This is a genomic window from Gluconobacter sp. P1C6_b, from assembly GCF_018811945.1.
In the GTDB taxonomy this organism is placed as follows: domain Bacteria; phylum Pseudomonadota; class Alphaproteobacteria; order Acetobacterales; family Acetobacteraceae; genus Gluconobacter.
In genome coordinates this window covers 1-20,863 of record NZ_JACRVU010000037.1, presented here as the reverse complement: position 1 = coordinate 20,863, position 20,863 = coordinate 1, and the positions used below count along the sequence as shown (strand labels likewise).

The following is a 20,863-nucleotide window of genomic DNA, read 5'->3' as shown; positions in this document are numbered from 1 at the left end:
ATTTCCGCCAGAACCTGCTGATCCACGGGATCCTGCCGGTTATGCCCTCACGAAAAGACCGCAGTGTTCCACAAAAAAACAGACTGGCGACGTTACAGGGACCGCAACCGCATCGAGCGGATGTTCAACCACCTCAAGCAGATGCGCCGCAGCGCGACCCGCTACGACAAGACCGCCCTGTCCTTCATGAGTTTCCTCAATATCGCCGCAGCAAGGCTCTGGATCAACTCTTTTGTCAACGTGACCTAGTTCTGATGTTCAAAATCCTGGTGATCCAGACGTTGAACAACCTGTCCGATGAGCGGACAGAATACCTGATCAACGACCGTCTCTCCTTCATGCGCTTTCTGGGGCTTGGGCTGTCGGATTGTGTGCCTGATGCCAAAACGGTCTGGCTGTTTCGTGAGCGTCTGACCCCGGCTGGTGCGATTGAAAGACTGTTTGAGCAGTTTGACGCGACGCTGCGTAACGCCGGCTATCTGCCAATGTCAGGCCAAATTCTGGATGCGACATTGGTAGCAGCCCCAAAGCAGGGCAATACCAACGATGAAAAGACGGATCTGCGGGAAGGACGGGTCCCACAGGACTGGCAGGACAAGCCGTCCAAGCTGTCCCACAAGGATCGTCATGCGCGCTGGACGTTGAAGTTCACCAAGGGGAGACGGCAGGAGGACGGGACGATCCCTTCCACGGATCTGGCCATCCCGTTCTTTGGCTACAAGTCGCATATTTCCATCGACCGGAAGTTTCGGCTGATCCGCAAATGGAAGACGACAGATGCCGCCGCCAGTGATGGCGCGCGATTGAGAGAGGGCTTGCTTGATAAAACCAATATAGCCTCAACGGTCTGGGCAGACACAGCCTACCGTTCAAAAGCCAATGAGGACTTCATGGAAAAGCAGGGCTTTGTCTCAAAAATCCATCGCAAGAAGCCGCATCTAAAACCCATGCCCCGGCATATCCAGAGATCCAACGCCGGAAAGTCCGTTATTCGGTCGCGTGTCGAGCATGTCTTTGCCGATCAGAAATCACAGACGGGGCTGTTCGTCCGGATGTAGGCATCGCTCGAGCCACCATGAGGATCGGGCTGGCCAATATCGTCTATAAATATGCGCCGCTTTCTTCTCCTCGAGCGGATTAACGCCGCCGCGTAGCAATCCAGAGCATGCAACCATCTCTCTGCTCTCAAAACGCAGAACGAAAATCGCCATCCAGAGCCTTCAATACCAGCCTGCGAGCTCAAAATCATGCAGAAAGGTCTTCAATCAACGATTCTTCGAACCCTCCACCTTATCCGGGATGTTGATGCTGTGACGGTAAGTTACCAGATACTCGATCGTCTCAGGATGTCCACCGCTATCTGAACAGCAGGAGAAGGACGCCTGTCTATAGGTAAAATCAGCCCATAATCGCAAAGTTTTAATGCCGCTTCGACCGGTATAATTGATAGCTGTTCACCAACTCCTGGAGTATGGGTTAGAATGCTGGGCAATGCCGTGAGGGCATCTGTTTTTGCAATATAAGATAGGGTCACCACTAGAGAATTACTGTTTATGATGTCACATGGATAGGAAGTCTTGAAAGACTCAAATACCTGATCGACCTTGCGTCGGGAAACGGTTGATCGCTCCTGCAAAATCCACGGAAAATTTATTGTCTCGCTTAAGGTGACTTTATCTTTTTGAGAAAGAGGATGGCCCTTACGCCCGACAATCGAGAGGGTCTCTACCCCTATTTCCTCATAAGAAAATCTTACGCTGTCGATTGCATCAATGTTGTGACCAATCATGATATCGATATTTCCACCCAGCAATTTGGCAAAAAGTTCACGAGATGTTGCTGAATGAATATTTATATCTATATCGGGGAATTTATTTTTTAATTCCACAATAAAATTAGAAACAATATTGATGATCGCTCCGTCCACCGCACCTATCGATACACGTCCTTCACGGCCATCTATCAAAGCATTGAAATCTTCACGAAGAAGGTCCAATTCGCCCATGATATTGCAGGCACGTCGAACGATTGTCTGCCCAAAAAGATTGAGAGCCAAATTTCTACCATTTCGATCAAAGAGTTGAACACCCATAGCGTCTTCAAGTTCGGTGAGCGTCTTTGATGCCATCGGTTGTGAAATCCCGAGATATCGGGCCGCATTGTGTAGCGTAGAATACTCACTTAGTGTCTTCATTAGATAAAGATGACGAATCTTCAGTCGTTTTTCTTTAAACCAAAACGGCATAAGATGCCGTGACGGAAATGGCATAACAACACACCTTCATTCAGATGAAGAGAAACACATTTCAGAATACATAATGAGCATTTGCGATACGGCCCTTTTTACGGGATAAGTCGTCTCAGAGAGACGCCACTAACATTTTTTCTTTTTCCTGCTAATCTTGAGTGGATTTATCAATACTTACAGTGTGGTTTTCTTGAATAATCAAAGAGAAACATTAAATGCGAGACTGAAAACAACGGCATCCTTGAAGACCGTAGTGCCTCCGATATGGTTTATATATTGAAAGTCCGGCTGGAGTGTCATTCCGGTCATCACATGATAGGTATAAAAAAACTCATAAATATTTTCATGCCCTTGTATGCCATAAGGTGTACCAAAATTGCTACTCTGAAACGGCTGCCCAGCAGTCAACGCAGCTTCCTGTGCCAAAGTGGCTGATCGGCTGAAATTTGCCCATTGAAATGCAATACCAATGGAATCTAGTGACCGTCCCCACATATGGCCGGTATCCATCAGAGCGGCAATCAGATGATGATTCATTGCCGAGGTCTGCCCCTGAGCATAGGAGTATGCTCCAGCAAGAATCAGTCCGTTCGTAGCGCCTTCGCCATGTCGGAGAAGCATTTGATCGGCAAGAACCCACGCGGAAATCTGCCCGCTCTGCTTACGTGGGGCAAGTCCAGAAACAATCCATGCATGCCCATATCTGTCATCATAAAGGTCGTCATACTTCGAATTGTCGTACATGGCACCGACCTTATAATGACCGATAAGGTGATCTTTCCCGAATTCCGGAATCCACCCCAATTCAGCCTCAGTTGAGAGCTTTCCTAAACCATCCTGCCCCCAGGCCCACCCAGAAATACCGCCATTGTAGGAATGGGGTGATACCGCGAACAAACCTCCCATGATGTAGAAATGTGAAGTTGGCATCAGACGTAATACCGTGCCAATATTCCCAGACGGCCAGTCCCTTCCACCGGTAAGATATTTTGTTGGAGTAATATTTCCGCACATCCAGACGTTCATAAAGCTGCATACCCAGGGGGAGTTGTTGAAGAATGTTCCCGTCGGAATCCAGCCCACAGACCAGTCAATCCGGTTCTGCAACCATGATTTCTCGAAATAAGCCCAAACAAGATGGGCTACGACATTGCCGCGCGCGCCATAAATCTGTTGTACCTGATTACCGTTATCACCAAAGATCTGACTGAGGTTTCGTCCATGCCCATTAAGAACAAGCATGTGCAGCCAGAAATTCTTCGACCATGTCCCCATTTCCAGTAACCGTTGAAAATCAACATCCAATGTGACCGCCGTCTGGCCAGTATCAGTTTCGCTTTGCCGCTTCCCACCAATTGGATTTCCGGACAGACTTTCATAATCATCTATGGCCACATAAAGACCGTGCTTTTGCAACCAAGGCTGTGCACCCCACCAGTCCCCCAGCGCATGCGTCGTGCCATACGGGGCCCCGAAAGATGGCGGCCCATAAGGTGACTGTAAAAATCCGGGGATCATGGGACGAGGAGGCTCAATCGAGTCTACCTGTCCGGATGAGCTTTCAAACAATGCTTCAGCTTTCTCGGTCCCCTGGGCCGATTGCTTTGCCGTATCTGGCTGCGCCACCATTGCCACAGAAGAAAACGAGTTACTCGTGGGAGTAAGGGACGCGGCAAGTCCATGCGGGGACCATAGGACAAACATAACCGCAAAAACGAGGTAAAGCCTATTCATGGATGCCATATCATTCTGGAGGAGGATGTGATTTTTTGAGCGACATCCTGCCCGACACACTAATCTAATGCATGGGCAGGATTTTTTTGTTTCTTTACTGCAGCGTATAGGCGCGGATGTAATCGCCCATCTTGGTTCCAAACGTCTGGTGGCCACCATCAGTAGTGACAATGAACTGACGGCCATCTGCCTCATAGCTCATCGGATCTGACTGACCCCCAGCCGGTAGCCGATCTTGCCAGACCATCTTTCCCGTCCTGACGTCGAATGCTCTGATATAATCATCCAGCGTCGAACTCAGAAATGCCAGGCCACCAGCCGTAACGAGTGGTCCACCAAGCATTGGCGTGCCAACTTTAATTGGCAGCGGAACGGGGCTACTGTCCTGAATTGTGCCTATACGATGTTGCCAGACTATCTTGTGCGTCTTCAGATCGACTGCCGCGATCGTCCCCCACGGCGGGGCCATACAGGGCAAGCCCAAGGGAGAAAGGAACACATTCAGGTTCACACCAAAAGGTGTCCCAAACATCGGTTGCACACCAGTTTCACTGCCAGCAGGCAAAGTAGCACCAGGCTGTGCCGGATTATTGGGACCACGTGGAACCAGCCGCTGCACGAAAGGAATGGATGTCGGATTCGCAATCATGATCTGACGACCCGGATCGATCCCAACACCGCCCCATTCAAACATGCCAACATCACCAGGATAGGCCAAGGTTCCTTGAGTCGAGGGGGGTGTAAACGGTCCTTCGTATCGTAAGCGCTTAAAAATAATGCGGCACATCAACTGATCGAAGCTGGTAGCACCCCACATATCCGCATCTGTCAGAATTGCGCGCGGACGAAAACTGAGATCCGAAAATGGCTGAGTTGGGGACAAATGATCACCAGGCGCTGCTCCTTGTGGCACTTTCGTTTCCGGTGCAGGCACGATCAGGTGGCCATTGCGGCGGTCCAGAACAAAGATATTTCCTGTCTTGGCAGGAATATAAATAGCTGGAACCTTTCCAGCCGCCGTCGTCACATCGACCAGAGCTGGCTGAGAGGGCAGATCCATATCCCAAAGGTCATGATGCACATTTTGATAGGACCAGCGTAACTTGCCAGTCTTCACGTCAAGAGCCACCAGCGAAGAATCATACCGTTCGGAAGCAACCGTCCGATTACCTCCCCAGATATCCGGGTCCTGCGTCCCTAACGGAACATAAACGAGACCTAAATTTTCATCGACAGCCGAGACGGCCCATGAATTAGGCGAACTTGGAGTAAAGTGATGCGTCGCCGAAGGCATCTCGTTGGGGTCCGGATTTGATGCGTCGAACGCCCAGAGCAGCTTTCCCGTATAGATGTCAAACCCACGAATGGCGCCAGAAGGTTCGTGTGTAGACCAGTTGTCGATAACGCATCCGCCCATAATCAAGACCTGATCCGTTACAACAGGCGGTGACGTTCCTTCGTAAAAGCCGGGAATGGTTACATCCTCATACTCTTTCAGGCTAATTTCTCCATGTTGGCCGAAACTTTCACACGGCTTTCCGGTTTCAGCGTCCAGTGCAATCATCCGGGCATCATTAGTCGGCAGGAAAATGCGTTCTGGACAATCCTGCGGTGCAGGCACACCATCAATCGTTGTCGCACCCGGCTTAGTCTCATGATACGAGACACCACGACAGGTTAGATGCTGAAACTCCGGCCGGCTAACGATGTGCGGATCATATTTCCATTTCAACCTGCCCGTTGCCGCATCGAGAGCGAAGACAATCTGATGCGCCGAACAGGTATACAATACATTCCCGATCTTGAGTGGTGTGGCTTCGTTTGTTGTTTCGCCTGAATCGGAGGCCACCCGAAAATCACCAGTCCGAAACTCCCAGGCTAGCTTGAGATGTTTCACATTCTCCGCCGTGATCTGCGTCAGCGCTGAATAATGATTCCCAAGACCACTACCGCCCCACGCAGTCCAGTCCTTGGACGCAACAGGCCCAACGCTCTCCACAGGAGGACGATCGATCGTACCTGCTACGTCATATGGATCATGCAGTGTCGACACCATGAGCACCGCAAGCCCAACAACCACGGTCCCGCTAAGAAACATCATTGGAACACGCACCGGTGCGCGGAGGCTACCCGTGGCTACATAAAGCAACAGCACAAGGCCCAGAGGTCCTAGAATATCCAGCCTGGGGACTAGGGACCAAAAATCCAGCCCTCTTTCAAATAGGGCCCACACAAGTGTCACGAGAAGCAAGGTAGCATAGACTAAAAGCGCATATGCGGATTTTTTGTATAGCAACCATGCAGTTCCGAGAAGAAAACCGCCAGACAGGACATAGAATGGCGAACCGCCCAGAACAGTCAGCCATATTCCACCCAGAAGGAAATAAACACCAATGGCCAACATGACGATGACAAGAGACGTCCCCCATAGGGAACTTCGCCCCCTAAATAGTGAGCCAAATGCCTTACTTTTTTCGACCATGTTCTTTTTTCCCGATTTTCAAGAACAGCAAACCGATCTCGGTCCAATGTGCTGAGCCGAGAAAGATACAGGTCACAGCCTTTATGATTTTTATTTCTAAATATCCAATATCAATTTAAATAAAAAAATCGGCCATTTGGTTATTTTCTCAAAAAAAACGCAGAAATTTAATGACATAGGTTTCTGTAACTTAATGGTCCATTATCACAATTGAGTGTTTTGGGGAGCAATCAAATAAAAGTAATCGTAATTTCCACCTGACCCAAAACACCATTAGAGCCTATTTGGAAAATGGAGGGTTCGAAAAACCTCTTGGCTTTGAGACCCTCCAGATGGCGATCGGGCAGGGCAGGCGGTTCGACAGGCTCACGATTACGCGTTAGCTCTGGAGCGGTTTGTACCATTGGCGGTCATACAGGGCCGTCAAATCTTTCGGGTTGATCTGATCCGGGATTTGTACCGTAGCGTGCTCAGGCATGATTCGTCCTACCGAGATACTCCAGGAGAGCTCTGGCAGAAGGTCGTATGGATTGGCGGCAATGGGCATATTGCCTATTCCGTCTATAATTCTCCACCACCGGCTGAAGTCCTTCATTTTCTGGAAGAGACCCTGGATTACATGCAGGAGGATGGGATGCAGATGATGACCCAATCCTTGATTACCCGGATGGCGTTAGCCCATGCCCATTTCGAAGCTATTCATCCGTTCCGAAACAAAAATGGTCGCGTGGGTCGGCTCTTGCTGCCCTTGATAATGGCAGCTGAGGAATAAGTTCCGCTCTACCTCTCACCGTAGATGGAGCTACGCAAACAGGCTTATTATGCAGCTCTCAAACAAGCACAGCAGAAACGAAAGTGGCTTCTTCTGATCGGCTTTGTATCGAATGCCATTGTTCAAACGGTTAAGGAGTTACGCATCACCCGTGAAGCTCTCAGAACCCTGAATGCTGCATGGTTGACCTGTCGTTCATTTCGAAAGAGATCAGCAGCTCTACGAGCGCTTGATATCCTTGGGGATTATCCGGTTCTGACGGCCCCAAGGCTTGGAGCCTTGTTATCGATTACGCCGCCCGCGGTCAACACGGCGATCAGTCAGCTTTGTCAGGCCGGGATTTTGAGAGAACGGACAGGCTAAACCATTCCCGACAGACCGGCATGATCTGCAGACGTTTTTTCGGGCGTATACATGGGGCTGGGCCGCTTATTTTGCGGTACGAGCTTTTGTCTGCTTGTGGATGGCGCACACATCTGCCTGTGGCAAGAGCCCATGCGCTGCAGGGTATACTCGGGCCGCTCACCCTCTTTTTCATGATCACACTGAGTTTCCAAGGACATAATTTGTTCCGTGTTTTGAGCTGGCTGGGGCTGTTTCGGGGATGAATTAGGCCGCTATCGTTGGAAGAACGTTCGCGGTAAGCGCATCGGAAAGGCCTTTTCGGTCGTATAAGTCGTCGGATGCAATCCGCCAGATCTTCAGACAGGTCGACGACGAAGACCCCGATACCCTGATCATTCGACGGAACAGGCAGCTGAGCGAGTTCCGACATGACCTCACGCAGGATCCCTGCGTCCAGATCCAGAGTGATGCCGATATAGGGACATTCAGGGCTCGCCTCCGTCACACGACCAAGAGCGGGTATTTCAATGCTGACCAGCAGGAACGCCATGGCGCCATACTCGAAAATGGCATCACCAAACTCTACCGCCTTCGCGCCCTGAAGGGTGATGCAGAGCGACGGTTTGTAGACCATACCACTCGGCGGCGTCTTTTCGCTCAGTCTGATGATATTCAGACCGTCGCACCGGACGCGGCCAGGCGAGCCGCCTTTTCAGCCGAGGCACATATACAGACCTGAAAGTGGCCCACGTCTTTGCTCCAGCTTCCAGCTTTACGGCCAGAATGCAGTCTGGCAGAAAGAGAGCGCCGAAAAAGACGTATGTCGGTTTGGTAAGCCCGACGCCCTGAACATGGTTCTGATCATGCTCTCCTGCCAGAGCAGATCCCGCGGCCGGATCACATGGTTCAGACGCCATGATGTGACGGCTGTCGCATATCCTGTCTTCACGGAGACAGGATGTATCAACCGTTCACAGATCTGCCTGCAACGCATGATACAGGGCTTTTCGGATGAAGCTGAATCATATCAACCTCTGCACCAGCAATGTGCTGGCACTCTCTTCCCTGCTTGAAAAGCACTTCGGGTTTATTCTTGAAGAAACACGCGGACAGCACGCTTTTGCCCAGCTTACGGGCACGGATGGCATGACGCTGGTCCTGATGGACATGAGCAAAATGCCCCAGCCCTACCCGCGCAATTTCCATATCGGGTTCATTCTCGATGATCCGCAGGAGGTGCGTGCCCGACATGCCAGCCTGTGCGTCGACGGCTATCTGCCGGGACCGGTGGAAGTCATGACGCGTGGGCGTGACCGCTGGACCCTGTTCTATCACCCTGCAGGTGACGACCTGCTGATCGAGGTCAGTGCGCAGGAACGGGTGTGACTATCGCGCCTGTCGCCTGATCGACTTCCAAGCGCATACCCATGCCTTACTCAACACTCTTGGTGCGTTGGAAATAGATATCGTCATTCCAGATATGGGCAGCTTGCGCGAAGAACTCCGTTATCTTCTCAGTTGTATGTCAGAACGTGCGCGGTCCAAGGACCTGCAACTGTTCTTCGACATGCAGAAGGATCTCGTGGCCGAACGGTCGAGTTTCGCCGACATACGGGCGCGCATTGTGGACGGCAGCCAGTTTCATGCCGTCATCGGACGGGCCATTGAACGGGGCGAGATCGATCCGGCCCGTCTTACGCCCCGGATCGTATCGCTTCCGCTCGACCTCGCCCGGCATGAGATGATAATGACATTTCAGCCCCTGTCTGATGACGCCATCCGCGAGATTGTCGACGGCATCTTCCTGCCACTGGTGCGTCGAGATGAGCCTACTTCATTGATGTGATGTGCCCTCATGCGTTGGTAGTTCCAGCCCCTTGTGGGCGGCAGAAGCGATGCTGGAAATCCCATCTCGCAGGGGCGGAGTGGATGATCCATACAGGCAATCGCCTGCTGCTGGCATCCGGAGCCCATTGACGATCCCGTGCATGAGGCACGAAGCTTATGATGGCTCTGCCTGACGCGCTGCCATGTAGCGCCCGGGCGAGATACCAAGCGCCTTGCGGAACATGGTCACGAAACTGGGTACGCTCTCATAGCCAAGGCTGGCGGCGACCTGCTGGATCGAAGCCCCTTCCGCCAGCCACCTCACGGCCAGCATGACAGCGAGTTGCTGGCGCCAGCGACCGAAACTCATGCCTGTTTCCCGGCTCGTTAGCCGCTCCAGACTGCGCGCGCTCATTCCTATCCGCTTTGCCCAGACGTCCAGCGTCGCGCGCTCATCTGGTGAAACCATCATGAGATTGACGATCTGGCGCAGACGGGAATTTTCGGGCATCGGCAGATGAAGATCATCGTTCTCAGCCGAGACAAACTCGTCGAGAAGGACCGCCAGCAGACGTGACGCCGCACCGCCTTCCTGATAGAGGAGCGGCAGATGCGCGGCCCGGATCAACAATTCCCGGAGCAGAGGCGTCACTGAAACGGCACAGCTTCGTTGCGGCAAACGGTGATCGGCGCCCGGATCGACAAAGGCGCAATACCCTTCCAAGGCGCCAGTCGCCTTGATCGCGTGCAACGTGTCACCCGGGATCCACATGGCGCTGCGCGGCGGAACGATCCATAAGCCCCCGTCCATCTCGCAACTCAGCGCACCACGCTGCACCAGCAGGATCTGCCCTTTGCGGTGACGGTGAACATCAAGTTCGAAGCTGCCGATTTCCGTTATCGCCCCGAAGGTCACGACGGGGCGATCAATCTCGTCCGGTTCGATCCACTCGTTCTCTTTATGGGGGTACCTCAGGATCGGCATTGTCGCAATCCGATAACAATCTGTCAGAACATCGTAATGACGTCATTCTCCGCCTCTCTTATCCTCATTGTACCGACCCGTCGAGTCCCCGCCTGACGAAGCGCCGAACAGGAAAGAAAGTCTCCATGAATACGCTGGCCACTTCGCGCGTCGCTGAGACGCTCAACGTATTGCATGAGGAGGCCGAGGTCGCCGACCGCGCGCATATCGCCGCGCGCATCGCACAGATCGAGGAAGCGGGTGGAAACTTCGCTCAGGCGATTCCGCGCTGGCTTGCCGAGGAGCGGGCTGACTATCTTACCATCCATCATGGCTATGCGGACAATTTCCTTTCTGTCTCGCAAGCCTATGGTCGCTTCCTCTACATGATCGCGCGGACCTGCTGGGCGAAACGCATCGTGGAATTCGGGACGTCGATGGGAATCTCGACGATCTATCTCGCCGCGGCGTTGCGCGACAATGGCGGCGGCAAGCTCATCGGCAGCGAGCTTGAGCCCGCCAAGGCGGCGCGGGCACGCTCCAGTCTCGAAGTGGCCGGCCTGGCCGACCTGGTGGAGATCCGCGAGGGCGACGCGCTCGATACGCTGCGGGATGTCGGAGGAGAGGTGGATCTGCTGCTGCTTGACGGCGCTTTCTCTCTTTATCTTCCGGTGCTCAGGCTGGTCGAGCCCTTCCTGACGCAGGGGGCTGCGATACTGGGGGAAAACGCCTTCGACCCGGCTTATCTGGATTACGTTCGCAACCCCGCGAATGGCTATCTTTCCCAGTCTCTGCCGATCGATGACGGGCGCGGGAACGAATTCACCATCAGGACTGCGTAAGACGATGCCGATGAATGCTTCACCCTCTTCGGACCCAATACGGCCAGGCCGTATCAGCCGCACCCTGTTGCGACTCTTCATGAAGCACGCAAGCGTTACGGCATGCGACGACATTGCCGAGCATTTCCGGCTCATTACGCTGGAAGGCCCTACTCTCCGAGGCGTTGCCTGGATACCCGGGCAGAAGATCCAGATCGCGATGGGCTCGGCCTTCGTCTCACGAACCTATACGCCAATCGAGTGGAACGCCGCAGCCGGTCGCACCCGTTTGCTGGGATACGCGCACGGCGACGGGCCGGGCAGCGCGTGGATCAGCGGAGCCAGACAGGGCGATACGTGCGACATATTCGGACCGCGCCGCTCGCTGGATGTAAACGCCTTGCCTGGACCAGTTGCCGTCCTTGGCGACGAAACCTCGATCGGGCTTGCCTGTGCGTTCCTGCGACAGGGCCGGACACGCGCGGATACCTGTCTTTTTGAGGTCGGCAACATCGAAGCCGGCAGCCGTGTTCTGGCCCGTCTCGGGCTCGAAGGCGCCGCGCTGTTCGGCAGGCATGACAACGGCGCGCATCTCGACGGGATGGAAGCAGAACTTCCCGCGCTCATCACCAGGGACGTCACGTTCGTGCTGACCGGAGATGCCACCACCATCCAGCGTCTTCGCCGGACCCTGAAGAGCCAAGGCGTTCCGCCCGCACGCCTCGTGACCAAGGCCTATTGGGCGCCCGGCAAAACGGGCCTGGACTGAACATCCCGCCCGAAAAGGGCTATCCGGTATTCCAGCCGTCACCCGCCATGTTTGTGGTCTGCGGAATATGCAACCTCATGCTGCGTTTCGATCGAAGAGAGGCGTCTGGCCAGTTCGCGGGTGATATCGTCATAGGCCGTGCTTCCCAATGGGAGACGGAACGGCGGCTTTTTGCTGTCGGCAGCGGCAATCATCGCCGCAATCGTGCGCTTCGCGTCTCCCCTGATCGGAAATGCCCCGGCATCGATCGCCTTCCGCACCGCTCCTGCTGGCGTATCGTCATAGATCGCCATTGGCGTCGCACGGACCATGCCTGCCGCGAAATTCGTCGCTGTCGGGCCGGGTTCGGCGATGATGAAATCAATACCGAAAGAAGCCACCTCCTGCGCAACGCTCTCGATGAAGCCTTCGATGCCCCATTTGGTGGCGTGATACAGGCTGAAATTCGGATAGGCGATCTGTCCACCCTCTGACGAGACCTGCATGATCCGTCCACCCCCCTGTCCACGCAGATATGGAAGAACCGCACGGATCAACTGGATGGAACCTGTCAGGTTGGTGGCGATCTGACGGTCGATTTCGGCATCCGTCGCCTCTTCCGCCGCGCCGAACAGGCCATAGCCCGCATTGCTCACTACCACGTCGATCCGCCCGAAGCGTCGGAATGCGTCAGCGACGACGGCGCGGATGCCCGCCGTATCCGTGACGTCGAGTGTCATCACCGCGAGCCGGTCGCAATATCTGCTTTCCAAATCGGCGAGAGCATCCTTGCGCCGGATCGTCGCGACCACCCTGTCGCCACGTTCCAGAAGATCTTCCGTCATAATTCGGCCGAGGCCGGAGGATGCACCCGTGATGAACCAGGTCTTGCCCATGAGAGCCTCTCCCCTTGCGGTTTCGTACGTCATATCATGTCTTTGCGCGGATCCCCTCGCGTCCGGTCGCCACCCATGCACCAAGTGTCGCGGCCAGACCACCGATCAGGAAGACCGTCGCGTATCCCGAGTGGTCGGCAATGACGCCGACCAGCGGGCCGGTGGCGCCGTAGGCAAGATCTTGAAAGGCCGCGAAGCCGCCGACAGCGGTCCCTCGCAAATGTGGCGGCACCTTCTTGACGACTTCCGCCCCCATGGAGGGGAATACCATCGAACAGCCGAGTCCGGTCAGCAGGGCACCCAGCAGCGCTGGCCACGGACCGGGCGACAGCCAGAGAAGATATTGCCCGCAGGCTTCGACGACCAGGGAGGCGATGGCAACGGGGCGGCCGCCGATCCGGTCCGGCAGGTGGCCGAACGCCATCCGGACCAGGACGAAGCCCACACCGAAGAACGTCAGCCCCATGCCGGCATGAGGCCAGCCGCGATTGAGAAAATAGAGGGAAAAGAAAGCGCCGAGCGCCGCGAATCCAACGCCCTGCAACCCTACGACGGAGCCGGGTCGCCAGATCTGGCCGATGATCCGCCAGAACGACTCACGCTGGCCCGCGTGAGGCGCCACGGAGGGAAGCCAGCTGATGACGAGCATCCCCAGCACGGGGAGGGCCGCGCAAATCCCCATCAGCCCGGAGAAGCCAAGCCGGTGCAGCAGGGCCAGCGCCAGCGGCCCGCCAACGGCAAACGAGCCATACATGCCAATTCCGACCAGAGACATCACCCGGCCCGATCGATGGTGCCCCATGAGGCCTATGGCCCAACTGATCATGCCGATCATGCCGAGGCTCTCCGCGAGGCCCAGCAACAATCGCCCCGCAATCAGCACGGCATAAGCGCCAGCCGCAGGGAGCCGGGGCCAACTGGCCGCCAGACAGATCAGCGCGGCTGCCGCGTAGAGGACCAGCCCCTGCTGCATGCAGATCTTGCCGCCCAGACGGTCGGCACGCAGCCCGGCATAATGCCGTGTCAGGATCGTCGAGAGGAAGGCGATCCCGACTGCCAGGCCACCGAGGGCATTGCCAAAGCCGAGCTGCTGCACGACGTAGACCGGGACGGCCGGAAGCGACATCGCGACCGTCAGATAGGACAGGAACAGCGCCCCCGTCAGGACGACGACGCGGCGATATGCCGGATCGGACGACACAGGCTCTGGCATGACAGCGGACTCCCAGCTCAGGTCGCGGAAAGCGTCGACCGGCCCAGAATGGCCGTGTCATAGTGCTTGGCGTATTCGTTTTCGATCGCGGGAATGATCTTCTCGATCGTGAAGTAATGGCTCCAGAACTTCGTTTCCCGCAGATCATTGACCACGCCATTATAGTCCTTGAGGCTGGTAACGGTCCACACCATGACGTCCGTACAATCGGCCGTGAACGCCTCGGAATCGTAAAAGGTCATCGCGGCGCCCGGATAGCGTGCCAGGAGCGGGTCAAGGACATTCTTGCCGAAAGCAAAACGCCCGTTATCGCCACGTGGCGGAAGCACCAGCCATTCGGGCGTCGTTTTGATAAGCCAGAAGATGGTCATAGGATTCGTCGCAAGGTCGTATTGTGAATCGATATCGGTCATGAGAGTTCTCTCTTTAATCGGGAATTTGCCGGGAGGGCGGGCCATGCGCGGCCCGCCTTATCGGAGTCAGGCGTAGTAAGCCGGCTGTTCGAGATCAGCGAGCAGCGAAGGGCCGGTCGGGGTCCAGCCGAGAAGCGCACGCGTTCGCGCACTGGATGCGGCCATGTTCGCGGCCGCCATGTTGGCGAACCAGCCGAAATGCTCCCGCTCTCTGGGCTCGACGGGCAGGCCGAGACCACGGCCGATGACGCCGGCGATGTCCCCAAACGACACGGCTTCATCGGCAACAGCATGGTAGACGGGCTCGGTCACGCCCTGTTCGAGCGCCAGCCGATAGACTTTTGCCGCGTCCAGTCGATAGACGCCGGACCATGTGTTCTGGCCGTCACCGACATACGCCGACACGCCCTTTTCGCGTGCCAGGCGAATGACGATCGGAATGAACCCGTGATCGCCGATGCCATGTACCGACGGTGCGAGCCGTACCGTGGCAGCACGGACACCGCGTTCCTTCAGCGCCCGCGCGGCGGCCTCCGACCTGCGCGGAGAGGCCGGATCCGGCAGGTCCGCCTCCGTTGCGCCGGCAGGCAGGCCTGACAGACCGGACGTGACCAGAAGCGGACGCTCCGATCCTTCGAGCGCACTGCCCAAAGCCTCGATCACACGCCGATCCTGCGCCGCACTTTCGAGGAATTTCGAGAAATCATGGTTGAACGCCGTATGAATGACCGCATCTGCTGCCGAGGCGGCGTTTTTCAGCGCGTCCAGATCATCGAGTGTAGCGCGTAAGACCGTCGCACCGGATGCGGCCAGGCGAGCCGCTTTTTCATCATTACGGGCCAGACCGGTCACCTGATGGCCCGCTGCGAGGAGATCCTTCACCACAGCGGAACCCACCCAGCCGGTGGCACCTGTTACGAAGACATGCATGGTTTTATCCTCTTGAAAAATTGGAATGGTCGTTCAGTGGAGTCTGACCGACAGTTCAACATCTTCGGCAAACGGCAGGGAGAGATACCCGGCGGCAGGAGAACGGACGCGCGCCAGATACTCAGGACTGTGATCGGCATTATCCGCGACGATCAGCGCGCCGGCCTGCAGCCTGTCCTCCAGAAGATCGAGAATATCGGGATAGAGCGGTTTGGCGCCGTCGAGCAGCACGATGTCAATGCTCTCGGGAAGACCGGCCGCCAGCGTCTGCAGGGCGTCGCCCTCGCGGAACTCCACGAGGTCAGCTAGACCGGCTTCCTCAAGATGCGCCCTGGCGCGCGCGACCTTGGAAGGCTCGAACTCGGTGGTGATGACCTTTCCGCCGCCATTATCGCGCAAGGCGGCGGCGAGATGGATGGTGGAAATGCCGAAGGACGTTCCGAATTCGACGATATTTTTCGCCCAGGTAGCGCGCGCCAGCATGTAAAGCAGCGTGCCCGTCTCACGCGAGACAGGGAGCCACAGGTGTTTCGCTAGACCGTAGAATTTCCGATACTCGGTCCTGCTTCCGGCGAGGCGCTGGAATTCCTCGCGCGGGATGTCGGCGATGGCGGGGTTCGTCGCCGTCTCTGCTTCGGCGAACAGCCGCTCCAGCAGGGCAGCCACCGGTGCGCCGGTCAGGGTGGTGGTCTTGTCGTGGATTACCGAGAGTGTCATGGGGGCAGTCTCCGCTCGGGATTTCGGGGCTTATGTCCGCGCTTTTCCGGCGCCTCACGAAAATACGACGAATTCGTCGCCTCCACTATTCGCATTGACTGCGTGACGTCCCCGTCTTCGGGATGATGCGGATTTTCCTGCGAAAAGGATTGCCGAAAGACTGACGAATCGTGATCGGTCCCCTCTCTCCCGACGGAGGGTTCATATTTCCAGGCATCGCCAGGACATGTCTTTTTTCTGACATCTTGGAACGCCCGGCTTCTGCCGGGAGCCCATACCCGCGAGGATGAACCAACGTTTTGTCTGAAAAGAGCTGACATATGGCGAAACGATTGGCCGGCCTTGAAGATGACAACGATGATTCCCGCCCCGCTTCTTAATCCTCCCCACCCCACTCGCCTCGATATCAGCCAGTTACGCGCCTGATCCTGGCTCCCAGCCTCAACGTGGCAGCGGTCACGAGGGGAACTCCGACAATCCACGGCAGGCGCGCACCCTGCGCGTAGAGAAGCGTGCCCAATGACGGCCCCAGAGAATCCTTGAGATCGGTCGCCATCGACAGTGCTGCCAGATAGGACGTCCGCCGCGTCGGCGGGGCAAGTGCCTCCACGGTTGCGGCGACGAGTGGGCCGGTCAGCATTCGCGCGAACGCGCAGAGGTTGATAGCAACGACCAGCGCGATCTGGGAAGAAAAGGTCAGCAACACACCCAGTCCGAGGACGAAAGCGCTCCCCGCCGTCGCCGTCAGGCGCTGGGCGGACCACGCCTCGCTTCTCCGGGCAACCAGCACTTGCAGGATCCCTGTCAGGCCGCTGGCATAAGCGAACAGCATCCCGACCCCGGCTGGCGAAAGCAGTCCGCTATCGTGCGCGTAAAGCGGCAGAACGGTCTCGACCCAGTTGCCGCATAGGCGAGACTGAAGCAGCGCCGCCGCCCGGATTGGGATGTCGAATCCGCGATGACAGCCATCGCCGTGGCGGGGATACCCGCCTCGCCGCGTGCCCAGAGTGGGAAATACGGGACGAGTGCGCCGTCGGCGAAACCGGTGCAGAAGAAGAGCAGAAAGCAGAGCAGGTCCGGAAGCGACATCGCGGTCCGGTCCGGGAGCAATGTCACAATCGATGCTGCCTTGCGTGAGTTAGAAAATACGACTAATCCGGCCATTCGCATTGGCGGGAAGAAATGAGCGAACGTCGCAACCTTCGGATTTCAGTCCGAAAACTGCCAAGCCAGGTCCGTTCCGCAGAGCTCGTCAGCACGATCCTGGAGGCGGCGGCTCAGGTTCTGGCGGAGGAAGGCGCCCCGCGCTTCACCACGGCGCGCGTCGCCGAGAAAGCTGGCGTCAGCGTCGGTTCGCTCTATCAGTATTTTCCCAACAAGGCGGCGATCCTGTTCCGCCTCCAGACCGACGAATGGCGGCGGACGACCGATCTGCTCCGCCACATTCTCCAGGATGGCGGGCGGCCACCGCTCGAACGTCTGCGTTCGCTGGTCCATGCTTTCCTCCGCTCGGAATGCGAAGAGGCATCCGTCCGCGTGGCGCTCAACGACGCGGCGCCGCTCTATCGGGATGCGCCGGAGGCTGCCGAGGCGCGAGAAGCGGGAGAGCACGTCTTCCAGCACTTCATGCAGGAGATTCTCCCCGACGCATCGGACGCGACACGCGATCTGGCGGGTGATCTGATCGCGACGACTTTCAGCACGGTGGGAAAGGATTTTTCCGAGACGTCCCGGACTGTCACGGAGATCGAAGCCTATGCGGATGCAATGGCTGATATGTTCTGCGCCTATCTCATGAGGATAGCCGAGGAGATGCCTCCCGGTTAAGCGGCCCCGGCCTGCGTACGATCTTGGGCCGCCTTTTAATATTCTGAAACCGGATTCTGCCGTCTTCGGCAAAACGCTACGGGACCGCCTTTTCCGATTCAAGCATCTTCGAACAACCCGGCATCCACTTTATGGTTTCAGGATGTGGTGCTATACCTGTTCGGCCAGACGCGGGCCGTATCCTCTCTCCTCGCGCCAGGCGTGGCGGACGATTTGCCACCCGCCATGTAGGCCGAGACCGCCCATGATCGCGGCGACCGCGACATCGGGCCAACCGGTTCCCGTCCCGAACACACCCAGGGCCGCCAGCAGCACCGCAAGATTGCCGATGGCGTCGTTACGGGCGCAGATCCACACGGAGCGCATGTTCGCGTCACCGTCCCGGAAGCGCCAGAACATCCCTGCCACGCTGGCATTGGCGGCCAACGCCAGCGCACCGACAACGCCCATCGTTTGCGCCTGCGGCAACGTGCCGGCCCAGGCGTGCCAGGCCGTATTGCCCAGCACCCAACAGGCAAAAACCAGCATCGTCACGCCTTTCAGCATGGCCGCCCGACTACGCCACCCCAGCGCCATGCCGGCGACGGATAGACTGATCGCGTAATTCGCCGCATCGCCGAAGAAATCCAGCGCGTCGGCCTGAAGGGCTGCCGACCCGGCCATCATGCCCATGACGATCTCGGCCGCGAAGAACCCGGCATTGATCATCAGGGCGATCCAGAGCGCACGGCACCAGCGTGGGGCGGCATTGTTCTGGGCAGCGGAGGAAGCGGGACAACAGGAGCAGGCCATGACGATGCCTCGACAATAACGGCGGAAATGACCATCATGCACCCTGTAGCTACTACAGGGTCAAGTCTATGGAAACGGAAGTCTGGAGCATCGGCGATCTGGCGCGCGCCACGGGCACGAAGGTCGAAACGATCCGTTTCTACGAGAAGTCCGGGCTTCTGCCGGCACCGCCCCGCACGGCCGGGAATTACCGGGCCTACGGTGCAGAGCATCTCGGCCGCCTGAGCTTCATCCGCCGGGCACGCGATCTCGGGATTTCGATGGAACAGGTCGCCACGCTCCTCGCTCTTGCTGACCGGAAGGATCAGTCCTGCGAGGCGGTGGATATCGTAGCACGCGGCCATCTGGCGGAAATCGATCGCAAGCTGCGTGACCTGCGCGAGCTGCGAAAGGAACTGGCCGCCATGATTTCCAGTTGCGACCACGGCACGATCGCCGACTGCCGGATTATCGAGACCCTGGCACCGTGCGGATAATTCCCGGTGCAACGACGGTCATTCATTTGTAAGAATTCTCGAATCTGGATGCCGATCAAGAGGGCCGAAGGTCCAGGACGGAAAGGGCTGCCGCCTGTCTTTCACAAGCCAGAACGGACAGGCAATTCAGGGGGGAGTAGAATGTCGGTTATGGGGAAGCGATAATCGAAAGCAGCCATTCCCTGCGCTTTTGCTCAGAGGCCTGCCGACCAATATATGCCGCTCCTATGGCGGAGCGGCAATGTCCGGGAAAGCCAAAAACTAACTATTTGCAACGCTAAACAACCCGCCGGCTAGGTGTTTAGTCCCGTGTTTTGATGGTTTGGATTGATGATGAATCGTTCTGGATCTGAAGTCCATATTTTGCAGACGTATTCGTAAGGGGTGAGGCCACTCAGCGTCTTGAGCCTTCGCCCGAAATGATAGGCTGCCCTGAAGTCGCTGAGGTGTGTCCTCAACTGCTCATGACTGTCGTAATGAAAGCGTTTGACGGTTGCGTCCTTGATCGTCCGGTTCATCCGTTCAACCTGACCGTTCGTCCAGGGATGGTTTGGTTTCGTGAGACGATGTTCGATCCCGTGGGCTTCGCAGATCATGTCGAAGCGCATGGGACGCGACCAGGCCATATTGCGATTACGAGGTTGGTCAGCGAACTGGATCCGGTATGGAATGAGGCTCAGGAGATGTTCGAGGAATTCCCAGGCTGTCTTCCGATCGGCTTTCCCGACCAGTTGTGTGACAGCGAATTTGCTTGTCCGGTCGATAGCAACGAAGAGGTGCCGCTTACCCTCAGCAGTCTGGACTTCGGCAATATCGATGTGGAAAAAGCCGATGGGATAGCGTTTGAAGCGCTGTCGTTTTGGCTTGTCTCCCTCCATGTCCGGAAGTCTTGAGATCTCGTGACGCTGAAAGCAGCGATGCAGGGCCGAACGTGTCAGATGAGGAATGCTGGCCTGCAGGGCATAAAGGCAGTCATCCAGCGGCAGCAACGTATGCCGGTGAAAAGCCACGATCATCGCTTCGTCCCTCTCGGAAAGGACCGTTGAGCGCGGCTCTTTAGGACCTGTCTTCTGATCCTCAACCGTTTGACGCTTGCGCCATTTCGCCATTGTTTTCGGGTTGATCCCGAATTCCTCGCTCAGCGACGCGAGCGAAGCCTGCGATCGCTGTAGTGCTGCTCGCACGGCGTGCGTGGTCGTGGCGCTCCCATGACGTATCTGTCCCATAAGGCTTCCTTCCACTCTCGTGAAAATATCACACCATCAAACCACGGGACCAAACAACTAGCTGTCTATAAACGACGTGATGTCATGTGGCGCTGGCATTTCGGCGCTTGGCTAAACGCTCCGGGAACGGCCCGGTGCATACGCTCGCGATCACGGAAGCCGGAGTTGGCGGTGATCGCCTCGATAGGAATAGCGGAATGCTCCACGTGCTCGCGCGCGGCTTCCCTCGATCAATGACTTGCCGATCGATATCGGTGCCCGGCTTTTTCATTGGTCGCAGGGGAGGCGACCGGACGACCATCCGGGCCTTTCGGATCTGGGGTTGTGAAGGGTCACATTGCAGTCGACCAAAAAAGCTTTTCATTTTTCAGTCGTTTAGCTAAGCTGCCAGACGTTCAACGAACCCGCTGACAAGCAGCAGTTTTCTTTGGT

22 protein-coding genes and 2 pseudogenes are annotated in these 20,863 nt (G+C 56.6%); 10 read left to right on the top strand and 14 right to left on the bottom strand.

All coding sequences use genetic code 11. The annotated features are described in order from the left end of the window. The first annotated feature begins 63 nt into the window (after positions 1 to 63). Both KP701_RS15195 and KP701_RS15190 read left to right on the top strand, forming a co-directional pair. Positions 64 to 249, top strand: a complete 186-nt coding sequence (locus KP701_RS15195; protein WP_215747491.1) for a transposase — start codon at positions 64 to 66, stop codon at positions 247 to 249. Next, a pseudogene (locus tag KP701_RS15190) lies at positions 243 to 1,154 on the top strand (IS5 family transposase); the annotation flags it as partial. The gene KP701_RS15195 and the pseudogene KP701_RS15190, both read left to right, overlap by 7 nt. Positions 1,155 to 1,321: 167 nt before the next feature. Here the strand turns inward: KP701_RS15190 and KP701_RS15185 are convergent. The 3 genes from KP701_RS15185 to KP701_RS15175 form a co-directional block, all read right to left on the bottom strand. Then, positions 1,322 to 2,245: a LysR family transcriptional regulator gene (locus tag KP701_RS15185; RefSeq protein WP_225198968.1), complete on the bottom strand. Its 924-nt coding sequence runs from the start codon at positions 2,243 to 2,245 to the stop codon at positions 1,322 to 1,324. Positions 2,246 to 2,446: 201 nt separating this feature from the next. Continuing rightward, positions 2,447 to 3,982 carry a carbohydrate porin gene (locus tag KP701_RS15180; RefSeq protein WP_252345676.1) on the bottom strand — a complete coding sequence of 512 codons (1,536 nt, stop codon included), beginning with the start codon at positions 3,980 to 3,982 and terminating at the stop codon, positions 2,447 to 2,449. A gap of 94 nt (positions 3,983 to 4,076) precedes the next feature. After that, positions 4,077 to 6,386, bottom strand: coding sequence for a membrane-bound PQQ-dependent dehydrogenase, glucose/quinate/shikimate family (locus KP701_RS15175; protein ID WP_252345678.1), 2,310 nt, complete (start codon positions 6,384 to 6,386; stop codon positions 4,077 to 4,079). A gap of 481 nt (positions 6,387 to 6,867) precedes the next feature. Between KP701_RS15175 and KP701_RS15170 the strand changes: the two genes are divergently transcribed. Beyond that, a complete protein-coding gene (locus KP701_RS15170; protein WP_252345675.1) occupies positions 6,868 to 7,236 on the top strand; it encodes a Fic family protein in 369 nt (122 codons plus the stop codon). A gap of 316 nt (positions 7,237 to 7,552) precedes the next feature. Here KP701_RS15170 and KP701_RS16415 read toward each other — a convergent pair whose 3' ends face one another. Then, positions 7,553 to 8,251, bottom strand: a complete 699-nt coding sequence (locus KP701_RS16415) for an AraC family transcriptional regulator (RefSeq protein WP_371819016.1) — start codon at positions 8,249 to 8,251, stop codon at positions 7,553 to 7,555. 341 nt (positions 8,252 to 8,592) lie between these two features. On the opposite strand from KP701_RS16415, the gene KP701_RS15160 reads away from it, so the two are divergent. Together KP701_RS15160 and KP701_RS15155 are read left to right on the top strand one after the other, a co-directional pair. After that, a complete protein-coding gene (locus KP701_RS15160; protein ID WP_215747787.1) occupies positions 8,593 to 8,967 on the top strand; it encodes a VOC family protein in 375 nt (124 codons plus the stop codon). Further along, the gene (locus tag KP701_RS15155) at positions 8,948 to 9,427 is read left to right on the top strand and encodes a TetR-like C-terminal domain-containing protein (protein WP_371819015.1); all 480 of its coding nucleotides are present in this window, start codon (positions 8,948 to 8,950) and stop codon (positions 9,425 to 9,427) included. Before KP701_RS15160 ends, KP701_RS15155 begins: the two co-directional genes overlap by 20 nt. A 156-nt stretch (positions 9,428 to 9,583) precedes the next feature. Here KP701_RS15155 and KP701_RS15150 read toward each other — a convergent pair whose 3' ends face one another. After that, positions 9,584 to 10,393 carry a helix-turn-helix domain-containing protein gene (locus KP701_RS15150; RefSeq protein ID WP_215747785.1) on the bottom strand — a complete coding sequence of 270 codons (810 nt, stop codon included), beginning with the start codon at positions 10,391 to 10,393 and terminating at the stop codon, positions 9,584 to 9,586. Positions 10,394 to 10,518: 125 nt separating this feature from the next. Between KP701_RS15150 and KP701_RS15145 the strand changes: the two genes are divergently transcribed. Both KP701_RS15145 and KP701_RS15140 read left to right on the top strand, forming a co-directional pair. Continuing rightward, positions 10,519 to 11,214 (top strand): O-methyltransferase, encoded by a 696-nt coding sequence (locus tag KP701_RS15145; RefSeq protein ID WP_215747784.1) that lies wholly within the window; start codon positions 10,519 to 10,521, stop codon positions 11,212 to 11,214. Positions 11,215 to 11,293: 79 nt separating this feature from the next. Continuing rightward, positions 11,294 to 11,962 (top strand): siderophore-interacting protein, encoded by a 669-nt coding sequence (locus tag KP701_RS15140; protein ID WP_252345673.1) that lies wholly within the window; start codon positions 11,294 to 11,296, stop codon positions 11,960 to 11,962. 38 nt (positions 11,963 to 12,000) lie between these two features. Here the strand turns inward: KP701_RS15140 and KP701_RS15135 are convergent, their stop codons facing one another. The 7 genes from KP701_RS15135 to KP701_RS16405 all read right to left on the bottom strand — a co-directional run bounded on the left by KP701_RS15135 (position 12,001) and on the right by KP701_RS16405 (position 17,226). Beyond that, positions 12,001 to 12,837 (bottom strand): SDR family oxidoreductase, encoded by an 837-nt coding sequence (locus tag KP701_RS15135; protein ID WP_215747795.1) that lies wholly within the window; start codon positions 12,835 to 12,837, stop codon positions 12,001 to 12,003. 34 nt (positions 12,838 to 12,871) lie between these two features. Beyond that, the gene (locus KP701_RS15130) at positions 12,872 to 14,050 is read right to left on the bottom strand and encodes an MFS transporter (protein ID WP_215747780.1); all 1,179 of its coding nucleotides are present in this window, start codon (positions 14,048 to 14,050) and stop codon (positions 12,872 to 12,874) included. A gap of 17 nt (positions 14,051 to 14,067) precedes the next feature. Further along, positions 14,068 to 14,463: a darcynin family protein gene (locus tag KP701_RS15125; protein ID WP_215747778.1), complete on the bottom strand. Its 396-nt coding sequence runs from the start codon at positions 14,461 to 14,463 to the stop codon at positions 14,068 to 14,070. A gap of 66 nt (positions 14,464 to 14,529) precedes the next feature. Beyond that, positions 14,530 to 15,393 carry an SDR family oxidoreductase gene (locus tag KP701_RS15120; RefSeq protein ID WP_215747776.1) on the bottom strand — a complete coding sequence of 288 codons (864 nt, stop codon included), beginning with the start codon at positions 15,391 to 15,393 and terminating at the stop codon, positions 14,530 to 14,532. A 33-nt stretch (positions 15,394 to 15,426) separates the two neighbouring features. Further along, positions 15,427 to 16,110 carry an O-methyltransferase gene (locus KP701_RS15115; protein WP_215747775.1) on the bottom strand — a complete coding sequence of 228 codons (684 nt, stop codon included), beginning with the start codon at positions 16,108 to 16,110 and terminating at the stop codon, positions 15,427 to 15,429. Positions 16,111 to 16,516: 406 nt separating this feature from the next. After that, the gene (locus KP701_RS16410) at positions 16,517 to 16,942 is read right to left on the bottom strand and encodes a hypothetical protein (RefSeq protein WP_252345672.1); all 426 of its coding nucleotides are present in this window, start codon (positions 16,940 to 16,942) and stop codon (positions 16,517 to 16,519) included. Then, entirely contained in the window at positions 16,915 to 17,226 is a 312-nt protein-coding gene (locus KP701_RS16405; protein ID WP_225198928.1) for a hypothetical protein, read from the bottom strand. Before KP701_RS16405 ends, KP701_RS16410 begins: the two co-directional genes overlap by 28 nt. A 66-nt stretch (positions 17,227 to 17,292) precedes the next feature. Here KP701_RS16405 and KP701_RS15105 point away from each other — a divergent pair, with 66 nt between their 5' ends. Then, complete coding sequence (locus KP701_RS15105) at positions 17,293 to 17,937, top strand: TetR family transcriptional regulator (protein ID WP_215747773.1); 645 nt, start codon at positions 17,293 to 17,295, stop codon at positions 17,935 to 17,937. Positions 17,938 to 18,087: 150 nt separating this feature from the next. On the opposite strand, the gene KP701_RS15100 is transcribed toward KP701_RS15105, so the two are convergent. After that, on the bottom strand, positions 18,088 to 18,729 hold the full coding sequence (locus KP701_RS15100; RefSeq protein WP_215747771.1) for a cation transporter: 642 nt from the start codon (positions 18,727 to 18,729) through the stop codon (positions 18,088 to 18,090). Positions 18,730 to 18,797: 68 nt separating this feature from the next. Between KP701_RS15100 and KP701_RS15095 the strand changes: the two genes are divergently transcribed. Next, positions 18,798 to 19,205 (top strand): helix-turn-helix domain-containing protein, encoded by a 408-nt coding sequence (locus tag KP701_RS15095; protein ID WP_215747769.1) that lies wholly within the window; start codon positions 18,798 to 18,800, stop codon positions 19,203 to 19,205. Positions 19,206 to 19,498: 293 nt separating this feature from the next. On the opposite strand, the gene KP701_RS15090 is transcribed toward KP701_RS15095, so the two are convergent. After that, complete coding sequence (locus KP701_RS15090; protein WP_215747768.1) at positions 19,499 to 20,431, bottom strand: IS481 family transposase; 933 nt, start codon at positions 20,429 to 20,431, stop codon at positions 19,499 to 19,501. A 211-nt stretch (positions 20,432 to 20,642) separates the two neighbouring features. Here KP701_RS15090 and KP701_RS16400 point away from each other — a divergent pair. After that, positions 20,643 to 20,759, top strand: a pseudogene (locus KP701_RS16400) (DUF1348 domain-containing protein); the annotation flags it as partial. Positions 20,760 to 20,863 lie beyond the last annotated feature (104 nt).